Here is a 12,177-nt window from a genome sequence, read left to right on the forward strand (position 1 = left end):
TGAATTCAGAATAATGGATTTTGGTATCGGCTTTCTCTCGAACAACGTGATGCTGCCAATCATAGATTTTTTCTATGGTATTGTGCCTAGCTACGGATTAGCGATCGTTGCTTTGACACTGATAGTCCGCTTTGCGCTCTATCCCCTGAGTGCTGGCTCAATTCGCAACATGCGGAAAATGCGAATTGTACAACCTCTGATGCAAAAGCGGATGGCAGAAATCAAAGAGCGCTATAAAGATGAACCGCAAAAGCAGCAGGAGGAAATGGTCAATGTCCAAAAAGAATTTGGCAATCCCTTGGCAGGCTGTTTTCCATTACTAGTGCAAATGCCAGTCTTGTTAGCGTTGTTTGCGACTTTGCGGGGTTCGCCTTTTGCAAGTGCAAACTACAGCGTTAATCTGCAAATTTTTCCCGCAGAACAAATCGAACAAATTCAACCTCAAGCCTTTGCTACTGCGCCTCAAAATATTTACGTTGCGGATGGGGAACACGTTAAAGTAGCTGCAATCCTTCCCAGCGGAAATAAACTAGCGGTGGGAGAACAAACCAAGATACAGTATCAGACCATTGACGGCAAACCATTTCAGGTTCTCTTAGCAGAACACCCAGAAAATAAGCTCATTCCCGATTGGAAAGTCACCAAAGGGGAAGATAGAGTAAAAATCGATGCCCAAGGCAATGTAGAAGCCTTGCAGCCTGGAGAAGTAACTATTCAAGGAACAATTCCTGGACTAGCAGCAGAAAAAGGCTTTCTATTTATTGATGCCTTAGGCAGGGTTGGCGCACAAGATCCAGATGGCACAATCCACTGGGATATCGTCGCCATGATAGTCTTCTTTGGAATCAGCCTTTATGTTAGCCAAATGCTTTCTGGGCAAAATTCTAGTGGTGGCAATCCGAACCAGGATACAGTTAACAAAATCACGCCAGTTATATTTTCTGGGATGTTTTTGTTCTTCCCCTTACCAGCTGGGGTGCTGATGTATATGGTGATTGGTAATATTTTCCAAACCGCACAAACTTATCTTCTCTCCCGCGAACCTCTACCAGAAGAATTACAAAAAATGGTAGAAACCCAGGAAAAAGAAGCAGCAGTCGTAGAACAAAAGGCATTGCCGTTTGAACCAAAAAGTTCTAAGAAAAAGGCAGCAGGGGGATCATGAGCAACATTCCGATGCAGCGAGGTCAGCAGTGGTTAAAAACACTGCTGGAACTCACTGGAATACCTGCTGAGATTCAAGGTCATTTAGAAACTGCCCAATCTCAAGACAGCGATTCTCCAGAACCAGATAACTACTGGTTGACAATTGACCAAACCAACTTGACATCAGAACAAATCCAGGTATTAATTGGTGCCGATGGTTCTGTGTTAGATGCGATTCAGTATCTAGCAAATTCGGTTTTAAACCTCAGCCAACCGTCTGAGGAACAAGCCTCTTACACTATTGAGTTAAATGGCTACCGGGTCAAAAGAGAAGCCGAAATTCGCGCATTAGCAGAAGCAGCAGCTGATGAAGTGCGCTTTTCTGGTAGAGAAGTGGAAATCAAATCCCTCAGTTCTGCTGAACGGCGTCAAATCCATACATTCTTGAAAGAATTTGGAGATTTGGAAACCTTCAGTCGCGGCAAAGAGCCTCATCGTCATCTAGTTGTGCGGCCAGCTTCGTTGGAAGAAGTTAGGAGTTAATTGAAAACTCATAACTATATAAGTTCAAAATTTCTCTTGTTCTGAAGAGAGAAAATAAAGATGTAATATCAGCAATTATGCTGATAATGAAGATAAATTTTAGTGAGGATGTCTCACAAATCCTATGGACGCAATTTATATTCCGCAGCTAACTAGAGCATCGGAGCGGACAGAGGAAGTTCAGGTTCAGGAATTTCTGCCTGGTCTGGAAACGTTGACACCTGTTCGCGGTCATGTGCGCGTACAACATCATGGCAATTACTTGGAAGTGTCCGGTCAGGCAGAAACAATTATTACTTGTACCTGCAACCGCTGTTTGCAGCAATACAATCGGCGTTTAGGGCTTGATACAAAGGAAATCATCTGGTTAGACGAAAGTGCAAATCAGCCAAATGACTTGCCTTTAGAAAGGGAAGTAGTTATGGAAGATTTGCTTGAAACCCTACCGCCCGATGGTTATTTTTATCCCAACGAATGGTTGTACGAACAGATGTGCTTGGCAATTCCCCAGCGACAGTTATGCAATCGCAATTGTCCAGGTATTCCTGTAAGTAGTACTGTTGATAGTTCTGATGATTCTGAGAGTTCTGATACTCCAGTTGATAACCGTTGGGCTTCTCTGGAAGCTTTGAAAAAGCAACTTCCGGGGTAGTAATTTGCTAATTCAGTCGCGCTGAAGCCTGCGGCTACACGAACTTAGCCTGCTTATCGCGCTTGCCGCACCACGCAGGCTAATTGTCTTATATTTTATGAACTAAAAGTAATATCTATAATTGTTGTATTTTGTCAATTCCTAAAGCTAAGTAAATCCGAAATATTTGGGAATTGTTGCAGTAAATAAAATTAATATTAATTCAGCCATTTATTAATTGTTGTGTAATAAAAAAATATTGATTATTTATATGCGATCGCTACTTTTTTAAATTTAGAATTGGTCAGATTGTCTTTAGTTTTTAAATTAAAAATTTATCAGTCAATACTATTAAAGCTTGTTTTGTCTACATATATTAAGGCATTAATTATATTTTTATTCCACTCACTAACATTTCTAAAAGAATCAATGCACAAGTTGTGAGTATATTCATCTGAACTTTTATATATTAAATAAATTAAAGTATTAACAGCCTCTCTATTACCTTTTGCAATAAATCCTAAACTATAAGCAACATACTGGCGAGTATGTTCTTGTTCAGCTATTTGTGCCAAACTTATTAGATTAGTAATTGCATATTGATTACCAACAGCAATTTTCGCCAAGTTTTGAGCTGCTATCCTGCGGGTAGGTATACGAGCAGTGTTGAGTTTCTCAATCAGAGTTTGGATAACATCATTATTATCAGTACCAATTTCGCTCAAACTTTGAATTACTGCCCAGCGTGTTGGTTCATCAATTGTGGTACGTACTACATGAATCAAGGCAGCTATTGTATCTGGGCTATTAACACCAAGAAACCCCAAATGTTTAGCAGTCTGTTTGAGAACAGCGTTATCTTAACTTGTCATTAGCCGCTGAACGAGAAAAGCAATATTGTCTTGTTCTTGCTGGTTACTCATTGGCTATCTCAACCAAGAAAGTTGTACATTGCGTTCAAGAGAAACTAACCAATAACAGCTATATATGAACTTCCGTGACGAGTTTAAACTGCTGCTACGCGCCCGCTACCCCTTAATTTATATTCCCACCTATGAGGAAGAACGGGTAGAAGCAGCTATCCGGGAAGAAGCAACCAACCAGGGTAATCGCCCAGTGTATACTTGGGATTTTGTCGATGGCTACCAAGGAAACCCCAATGATGTTGGGTTTGGACGACGTAACCCGTTGCAAGCTTTAGAATTCATCGAAAAATTACCAGCTTCCGCACCTGCGGTATTGATTCTCCGAGATTATCATCGCTTTTTAGATGATGTAGCGATCGCTCGCAAACTCCGCAATCTCGCCAGACTCCTCAAGTCGCAACCAAAAAATATTGTATTACTGTCGCCGCGCATCGCCATCCCTGACGATTTAACCGAAGTGCTGACAGTCGTCGAGTTTCCCTTACCCGCCGCCCCGGAAATTAAAACTGAGGTGGAACGCTTACTGCAAAGTACAGGTAACTCCCTTTCTGGCAAAGTTTTAGATGATTTGGTGCGCTCTTGTCAAGGACTTTCGATGGAAAGGATTCGCCGGGTTTTGGCAAAAGCGATCGCTACCCACGGAGAATTGCAACCAGAAGACGTGGATCTCGTTTTGGAAGAAAAGCGCCAAACTATCCGCCAAACCCAAATCCTGGACTTCTACCCCGCCACTGAGCAAATTTCTGATATTGGCGGACTTGATAACTTGAAAGACTGGCTGATTCGGCGGGGAGGTTCATTTACTGATAAGGCGCGACAGTACGGATTACCGCACCCCCGTGGTTTAATGTTGGTGGGTATTCAGGGAACTGGTAAATCGTTAACGGCAAAAGCGATCGCTCATCACTGGCATTTACCCTTGCTACGTCTGGATGTGGGAAGGTTATTTGGTGGTTTGGTGGGTGAATCAGAATCTCGGACTCGGCAAATGATCCAAGTTGCTGAAGCCCTCGCTCCCTGTATTTTGTGGATTGATGAAATAGATAAAGCCTTTGCCGGACTTGGTAGCAAAGGTGATGCCGGAACAGCCAGCCGTGTGTTTGGTACTTTTATAAACTGGCTAGCCGAAAAAAGCTCACCCGTGTTTGTCGTCGCCACCGCCAACGACATCCAAGCCTTACCGCCAGAAATGCTCCGTAAGGGGCGATTTGATGAAATTTTCTTTGTGGGATTGCCCACCCAAGAAGAGAGAAAAGCAATTTATGATGTTCATTTATCCCGATTGCGCCCCCATAACTTAAAAAGTTATGACATTGAAAGGTTAGCATACGAAACGCCCGATTTTTCTGGGGCAGAGATTGAGCAAACTTTAATTGAAGCGATGCATATTGGATTTAGCCAAAACCGCGACTTTGCTACCGACGACATTTTAGAAGCAGCCAGTCAGATTATCCCCTTGGCGCGAACTGCTGTAGAGCAAATTCAACAACTCCAAGAATGGGCTGCTGCTGGGAGAGCGCGTTTAGCATCTAAACACAGTCCTTTGAGCGAACGTCTCCGGCGCACTACGTGAACGCATTCAGCACTAGCTACAATAATTGATTAGTTAATAATTGCTAGTCAATAGTCAAAAGTTAATCATGAATTACTATTGACTATTGACTATTTACCACTGGCGATCGGGTTTTAACTATGTTGTCTGGCGTAACAAAATTTCTACTTGGGTTTTTCTTAGCGATCGCTGTGCTAATAGGTGGCGGCGTTGCAGTTGCACTCTATTTTATGAATCGCACCGGCATACCCCCTGCCAAACCCGTTTTTTCCAACGATAGTCCTTCGGTGAAAGCCCAAGCTCCCAAAGCAACTGAGCCTGGCGGAGGTAAACCTACTCTTACACCTGGGACAAAGGCTGAATCGTCTCCAAACCCAACCTCTACTCCCACAGAATCACCAAAGGCTACCCCATCACCAAAACCATTGCCATCGGGAGCTTACCGAGGGCGTGTTAGTTGGGCTGAAGGCTTGAGTTTGCGATCGCAACCAAATCAAGAAGCTGAAAAGATTGGTGGGGTTGGTTTTAATCAAAAAGTTATTATTTTGCAAGAAAGCGACGACAAACTCTGGCAAAAGATCCGTTTGGAAGATAGCGAACAAGAAGGTTGGGTGAAAGCAGGTAATACTGAAAAAGCTGATGAAAAACAGCCTGAAAAACCAGAGGAGACACAACAACCAGAGCAATAACAATAATTTACAACTTTCCCATAAATCAATTTAGTTGCTCTGAAACCACGATACCTCTGATGATTCTTTCTCCCTTGCAAGAATAGATCCCAATCCCGTCTGCCTCTTCTGGTTAATTACTTATCAGAAAAATGGGTTTAAAACCCCGCCGTTTACGGTCAGTGCTTTAATTAATGTGTGTTCTTACAGAATACCGGATATAATGTAAGAATGACACAAAAAGCTTTCAAATACCGATTCTATCCAACACCTGAGCAAGAAACTTTGCTTCGGCAAACGATGGGATGTACTCGTTTAGTCTATAACCGCGCTCTCGCCGCAAGGACACAAGCATGGTATGAAGACCAAAAACGAGTTGGTTACATTGAAACTTCAGCAATGCTGACTAATTGGAAAAAGCTTTCGGACTTGCAATTTCTTAATGATGTTAGTAGTGTGCCATTACAGCAGGGCTTGCGACATCTGCAAACAGCATTTAGCAACTTTTTTGCAGGACGGGCTAAATATCCAAACTTCAAGAAGAAACACAACGGGGGCAATGCTGAATTTACCAAGGCAGCTTTTAAATTTAGAGATGGGCAAATATTTCTTGCTAAAAGTCCTACAGCGTTAGACATTCGTTGGAGCCGACAGCTACCCCAAGGTATAGAACCATCTACTATTACGGTAAAACTGTCGCCCTCTGGACGCTGGACTGTTTCAATGTTGGTAGATGTCGAAATTCAAAAATTACCTGAATCTTTAACCCAAGTTGGCATTGACTTGGGTATCATGTGCTTAGTTGCCTTGAGTACAGGTGAAAAAATTGCTAATCCTAAAAGCTTTAAGGCAAAAAAAGCGAAATTAAGTAAAGCGCAAAAAGCCTTAAGTCGTAAGCAAAAAGGGTCTAAGAATCGCCATAAAGCACGTAGGAAAGTAGCCAAGGTTCATGCCCAAATAAGTGATGCCCGAAACGATTTTCTTCATAAGTTAACGACTCGATTGGTGCGTGAAAACCAAACGATTGCTGTCGAGGACTTAGCTGTGAAGAATATGGTAAAAAATAAAAAACTCGCTCTCTCGATTAGTGATGCTAGCTGGGGTGAACTAGTTAGGCAGCTTGAATATAAGTGTGATTGGTATGGTCGTACTTTCGTCAAAATTGATCGATGGTTTCCCAGTTCTAAGCGATGTGGACATTGTGGACACATTGTAGATAAACTGCCTTTAAATATCAGAGAGTGGGATTGCCCAAAATGCAGTACACATCACGATAGGGATATTAACGCAAGTAAGAATATTTTGGCTGCGGGACTCGCAGTTTCAGTCTGTGGAGCGAACATAAGACCTGACAGCCTTAAGGCTGAAGGGCAGTTGCAAAAAACCCTTTTGGGAAAGAAACAGAAACCTAAGTCGTGAGTCTTAGGAATCCCCGACCGTTCACGGCGGGGAGGATGTCAAAAACAACCATACACAAAACAAGCACAACACAGAGGAAGCAGTATAATTCTGTATAGCCATAACTTGAAAAAAAGCAAGTGAAAACAGGGGTAGATAGCTCTTTAACCAAGCTTGCCTCAGTCTATGAGGCATCCGAAAGCGTCAAGGTTGTTCCTACCGTAGCTAATTTCAAATTTTTGAATTGGAAAAAGTTATCTAGTGGTGCAGCGATGCGTCTCTTGTCTGTGGCACTGACTATGGGGCTTCTGAGTATAGCTGGGCAAGCTTTAGGACTTCAGAAAATAGGAAGTAATGGGTCTGAAGTTAGCAGTAGCCAGAGGTGTTTAAAAAAGTTAGGCTACTTTAACGGGCCAGTGAGTGGTAAGTTTGCTAGCTTGACTGAAAATGCTGTAATCAAATTCCAGCAAGCCAAAAGAATACCTGCTGATGGGGTTGTGGGTACTAATACGCAACGAGCCTTGCAACGAGCATGTCAGGCTAAAACTTCTAGTAGAAATACCAGTAGCGCATTGGGTAGGCGCAGCCCGCAGCAGGCATCGCCAAGTGGTCAATATCCTGTTCTCTCTCAAGGCAAAACTGGTGCAGCCGTGACAAGATTGCAACAGCGTCTGCGGCAGTTAGGCTATTTGAATGCTAATCCTACTGGGAATTTTGGCCCAATGACCAAAGATGCTGTAATTGCATTCCAGCGAAAGTATCGTCTTTCTGCTAACGGGATTGTGAATCGACAAACTTGGAATGCACTGGTAGGTTCCTCTCCGACTCAAGCCAGATCGAGTCTCTCTACTCAACAAGTGAGAGAACTCCAAGTGCGTTTGCGGCAGCTAGGTTATTTTAATACTGATGCCACTGGGAATGTTGGCCCAATGACTAGAGAAGCTGTGATGCAATTCCAGCGAAATTATCGCTTACCTGTTGATGGCATCGCCAATGCCCAAATCTTAGAGTCAGTGCGTAGAGCCTCCACAGGTGGATCTACTACTCAACAACCAATTAGAAATTATCTGACTGTAGGCGATCGCGGAGAGAATGTCAGATTAGTTCAAGAGCGTTTGTCGCAGTTGGGTTTCTCTAATACCAATCCTGATGGATTTTTTAACGATTACACCAGAGATTCTGTGATTGCATTCCAGCAATCTTCTCGACTTAATTCGACTGGAAATGTAGATTGGGAAACTTGGGAAGCATTAGGGTTGAATAGCTCGAATGTGGGCAATTCTGCTGAGGCTAATGGTTATGTAGTAGCTGAGACTATTGACTATGTAGCACCTCAAACTAATCGCTATGCATTACCTCCTACTAATAACGTAGTACCTGTTAGCAATGGCAACACATTAGCTGCTAATAATCCTTATAGAGTAATAGTGCCAATTTCCAATCATGATACTCTCAGTAAAGTGCGGCAGTATATACCCAATGCGATCGCAGAGCAATCCAATCTAGGAGATTATGTGAATGCTGGGGCATTTAGCGATCGCGCCCAAGCCGAAACTCTATCAAAAAAGCTCCGCTCATTAGGTCTGGATGCACGGGTTAAATTTAATTAAATTGACAAACTCAACTGCGAACCTTCCTGAGTTTTATTCACTTCAATCCTGGCTTGGAAAGCTTCTTTGAGATGAGGCATATGGGTGACAGTGAGGATGCAGGCGAAATCGGAAGCGATCGCATTAATCGCTGCAATCAAGCGATCGCATCCTTCGGCATCCTGTGTACCAAAACCCTCATCCACAATCAACAATTGCAAAGCTGCTCCCGCCCGTTGCGCTAATAATTTCGCCAGGGCTAAACGGATCGCAAAGTTAATTCTAAAGGCTTCTCCCCCAGAGTAAGTTTCATAAGATCGCGTTCCTCTAGAATCGGCGATTAAAATATCTAGGGTGTCTATCAGCTTGGCATTTTTCTTTGTTGATTTCGCACTGCGCCCAGCCTTTTGAGTAATAAATTGTACGTGAAACTGATTGCCACTCAGCCGCGAAAGTAGTTGATTTGTCTCGGCTTCCAGTTGTGGTAACACATTTTCAATCATCAGTGCTTGGATACCATTTTTACCAAAAGCTTGCGCTAATTCCTGATAAACGCGATATTCCTGCTTGCAAGATTGGAGTTGCTGCTGCTGTTGTTCGTACTGAGTTTGCAGGGTTTCCAGTTGAAGCGCCAGCTGTTCTAAACGCCCTAACTTGGCAATTTGCTCATCGAGTTGCCGTCTGCGGATTGCTAACTGCTGCTCTAGAGCTTGAATTTGGGCAGAGGGATTAGCTGTTGCTTGTAGTTGCTGGATAATGCTTTCAATTTGCCCGCCGAGTTTTTGGCGCTCCGTTACTCTGGCGCTTCTAGATTCCTCTAACTCTTGCAATCTCGTCTGGAGTTGGGGATACTGCTGCTGGGCTGATAGCAGTTGTTGATACCGCAAATGCCAAGATTGAGCTTTCTTTGCAGCCATACGCAGATTGTTGTGCTGCTCGGAACTGTAGCCAATTTCGGTAATGTGATGCTCAAGAGCCGCGATTTGTTTAGCACATTCAGAATCAATCCGATCCTGCTGGATTTTGGCTTGTAATTGAGCAATTTGAGATTGGAGTTCTGGTTTTCGGGCTAATAGTTGCGCTTGTCGCTTAGTCGCATCTTTAATCTGCCCTTGTTTAATTTCTGCCCATCGCCAGCGCTCAACTTCACTTCGGGCGAGGGCGTGGTCTTGTTCATTATAATTAACTTGTTGCAGATATTGGTCTAGCTGCCGGAGTTCAGCTTGTTTATCGGGAGCGTAATCACCAGCTTGGAGCGATCGTTCTAAATGTTGTTTTTCAGCAGCAATTTGTTGTAACTGTTGCTGCACATCAGTTGTAGCTTCTAACTGGGCTGCCAACTGTCCCCGTTGTTCGCGTAAACCATCGTAGCCCACCAACTGTTGGGATATGTCGCGATATTCCTGCCTAAGTGTCTGAATTTCTTTATCTGACACAGCCAATTGTTCCCGCAATACCCAAAACTGCCCTTGAGTATCCTCTAATTCAGTCTGGGTTTTTTCCACCACCCGACTCCAGTGATGTTCGTCTAAAGGACGTTCGCATAATGGACAAAGAGCTTCAGGATTTTGGAGCATTTGTAATTTTTGCTCTAATTCCCCCAGCAGTTTTTCATAATCTCGTTGGTGAGCTTGCAGGCGTTCGATAAAGTGCCGCCTTTCTTGCCCTTTTTCTTGCACTCGTTGCAAATAAACCCGCTTTTTCTCCAGTTCCTCAATCTGGATTGCCACATCCATCACCGCTTGTTGGAGTTGCGGTTGGCGTTTATGCTGGCGTTGCAATTGGTTCTCAGTACTTTGCAGTTGTTCCAGTCGCGCTACTAAACCAGCATGAGTGCGATCTAGTTGGCTTTGTAAAGTTGCTCGTTGTTGCAACAAGGGAGTAACTTGCATTTGTAGTCGATCTAAACGAGCAACATGGTGACGGGCTGCGGTTAGCTGTGACAAAGCAACTTCGACTTCACCTGATTTAGTCAGAGTTTGCTGAATATCTCGCTCTTGTTGCTGCAAAGCTTCTAACTGCGCTTGAGCTTGTTGCAGTTGCCGTTCGATTTCATGAATTTGTTTGGTAAGCTGTTGTTGCTTTTGTTGGCGAGTCTGCCCAGCGCGGGTGTATTCTTCAAATTTGACAGCAAAAGCTTCTTCTTGAGATTGGAGACTTTGATATTGGGCGTATCCAGCTTTAATTTCAGCTTCTTGGTGTAATATTTTTTCTAAATCTGATAGCTGAGAGCCAATAGCTGATTGTTCTTGTTGGAGGCGATCGCAATCTTGGGTAAGATTTTGGTATTGCTGCTTTACAAAATTGAGTTGTTGTTCCCAATTTTGGCGCTGGTGCTGGACAACTTGCAAACTTTGTAATTGAATATTATCAAAAGCTTGTACCTGTTGCAGTTGGTTGAGTTCGGCTTCTAACTCGACTCTTTGCGCTTGAGTTGTCTGGCGTTGTTGCAGCTGAATTTTAATCGACTCCAAAGAACGCTCTAACTCTACTGCCTGTGCTTTGAACTGACGAGAAGATTCCTTTGCCCGTTCTTCCAAATCATCGTACTGATTGAGTTTCAACAACTCCGCTAAAATTTCTTTGCGTTCCGTCGGGCGTTTGAGCATGAACTCATCTGCACGCCCTTGACGTAAGTAAGCAGAATTAATAAATGTATCGTAATCGAGCTTGATGTGTTCTAGAATCAAATCTTGGGTTGCTCTTACCCCTTTACCGGTGAGCGAGCGAAAGCCAGATGGTATTTCTATTTGAAATTCAAGAACGCTAGTACCTCCCCGAATTCGGGTACGAATCACCCGATATTTTTGCTGGTTACTTTGGAAAGTAAAATCAACCCGAACTTCTTTCGCCCCAGAATAGATCACATCATCTTCAGCGGTGGCGCGGCTTTCACCCCAAATTGCCCAAGTGATTGCTTCCAAAAGAGAAGATTTACCCGCACCATTGGAACCACAAATACAAGCCGTATGCAAACCGCCAAAATCTAAAGTTGCATCACGGTAACTAAGAAAGTTTTTGAGGATAAGTTGTACTGGGATCATTCACGCTATAGCGCCACATCTACTTTTAATAATTAGCAGTACAGATGCACTGTTTGTTAGTTTAGCTATCTAGATATCAGGTTTCTAGTCTTGAAGACATCAAATTTACAAAAATTAACAATAGGTTGAGTAAATTTTTCTTGTTGCATGAAAAACTTTTGCTGTCTTCGGAGAAAAATGAAACTCATCTGGAGGCTTTTAGTTATTTCTTTCTGTTATCTGAGAAGAAAACATTCTTATTTGATTTGTGAGAATTGAAAGTTACAGATCCCTGACTTTTCAAACAAGTCGGGGATCTTGTCTCTTACAAATTATTTAGGATTGCTATAGTCGCCAAGAGAGAATTTGTCATTGGCTAATTGCGTAGGCGTAGCCCGTCTTAGACATCGCGATCGCTTGACCTTGACCGAGGTATCAATAGTTCAATATATGTACCTATAGCAAATTTTGTTAAATCTAGAAATTGAGATCGACTCTTCTCGTCAATAACTGCAAGTGTGAGAGAACCAATTACCGTAATCAGCATTACAGTAGCTAACACTTCATCTCTTGAAGGAAATTTCTTGGATAACATCGACTCACTCCCAAATCGTTTGAATCACTACATCCATACTTTGACAGGTGAGTGTTTGTTCTAGGCTTAAATACAGGTTGGTGATATGAGTGAGTTGTGTATGCGA

At 43.0% G+C, this 12,177-nt stretch carries 9 protein-coding genes and 1 pseudogene; 7 read left to right on the forward strand and 3 right to left on the reverse strand.

Annotated elements, in window-relative coordinates; all coding sequences use genetic code 11:
• Positions 1-13 precede the first annotated feature (13 nt).
• The 3 genes from yidC (at position 14) to V7L01_RS33825 (ending at position 2,341) form a co-directional block, all read left to right on the forward strand.
• Positions 14-1,165, forward strand: a complete 1,152-nt coding sequence (gene yidC, locus V7L01_RS33815; RefSeq protein WP_335042678.1) for a membrane protein insertase YidC — start codon at positions 14-16, stop codon at positions 1,163-1,165.
• The gene (locus V7L01_RS33820; protein WP_335042680.1) at positions 1,162-1,689 is read left to right on the forward strand and encodes a Jag family protein; all 528 of its coding nucleotides are present in this window, start codon (positions 1,162-1,164) and stop codon (positions 1,687-1,689) included. The genes yidC and V7L01_RS33820 overlap by 4 nt, the downstream gene beginning before the upstream one ends.
• 124 nt (positions 1,690-1,813) lie before the next feature.
• Complete coding sequence (locus tag V7L01_RS33825; protein ID WP_335042681.1) at positions 1,814-2,341, forward strand: YceD family protein; 528 nt, start codon at positions 1,814-1,816, stop codon at positions 2,339-2,341.
• Positions 2,342-2,658: 317 nt separating this feature from the next.
• Here V7L01_RS33825 and V7L01_RS33830 read toward each other — a convergent pair.
• A pseudogene (locus tag V7L01_RS33830) lies at positions 2,659-3,162 on the reverse strand (HEAT repeat domain-containing protein); the annotation flags it as partial.
• Between the two features lie 145 nt (positions 3,163-3,307).
• Between V7L01_RS33830 and V7L01_RS33835 the strand changes: the two are divergent.
• From V7L01_RS33835 to V7L01_RS33850, 4 genes are all read left to right on the forward strand, one after another.
• On the forward strand, positions 3,308-4,819 hold the full coding sequence (locus V7L01_RS33835) for an AAA family ATPase (protein WP_335042682.1): 1,512 nt from the start codon (positions 3,308-3,310) through the stop codon (positions 4,817-4,819).
• 119 nt (positions 4,820-4,938) lie between these two features.
• Positions 4,939-5,487, forward strand: a complete 549-nt coding sequence (locus V7L01_RS33840) for an SH3 domain-containing protein (RefSeq protein WP_335042683.1) — start codon at positions 4,939-4,941, stop codon at positions 5,485-5,487.
• A gap of 210 nt (positions 5,488-5,697) precedes the next feature.
• A complete protein-coding gene (locus V7L01_RS33845) occupies positions 5,698-6,885 on the forward strand; it encodes an RNA-guided endonuclease InsQ/TnpB family protein (RefSeq protein WP_335042684.1) in 1,188 nt (395 codons plus the stop codon).
• 119 nt (positions 6,886-7,004) lie between these two features.
• Positions 7,005-8,474 carry a peptidoglycan-binding domain-containing protein gene (locus V7L01_RS33850; RefSeq protein WP_335042685.1) on the forward strand — a complete coding sequence of 490 codons (1,470 nt, stop codon included), beginning with the start codon at positions 7,005-7,007 and terminating at the stop codon, positions 8,472-8,474.
• Here the strand turns inward: V7L01_RS33850 and V7L01_RS33855 are convergent.
• Both V7L01_RS33855 and V7L01_RS33860 read right to left on the reverse strand, forming a co-directional pair.
• Entirely contained in the window at positions 8,471-11,497 is a 3,027-nt protein-coding gene (locus tag V7L01_RS33855) for an SMC family ATPase (protein WP_335042686.1), read from the reverse strand. The genes V7L01_RS33850 and V7L01_RS33855 overlap by 4 nt on opposite strands.
• A gap of 379 nt (positions 11,498-11,876) precedes the next feature.
• The gene (locus V7L01_RS33860; RefSeq protein WP_335042687.1) at positions 11,877-12,071 is read right to left on the reverse strand and encodes a hypothetical protein; all 195 of its coding nucleotides are present in this window, start codon (positions 12,069-12,071) and stop codon (positions 11,877-11,879) included.
• Positions 12,072-12,177: the final 106 nt, after the last annotated feature.

The sequence above is a fragment of the Nostoc sp. genome (genome assembly GCF_036917095.1).
Taxonomy (GTDB): Bacteria; Cyanobacteriota; Cyanobacteriia; order Cyanobacteriales; family Nostocaceae; genus Nostoc.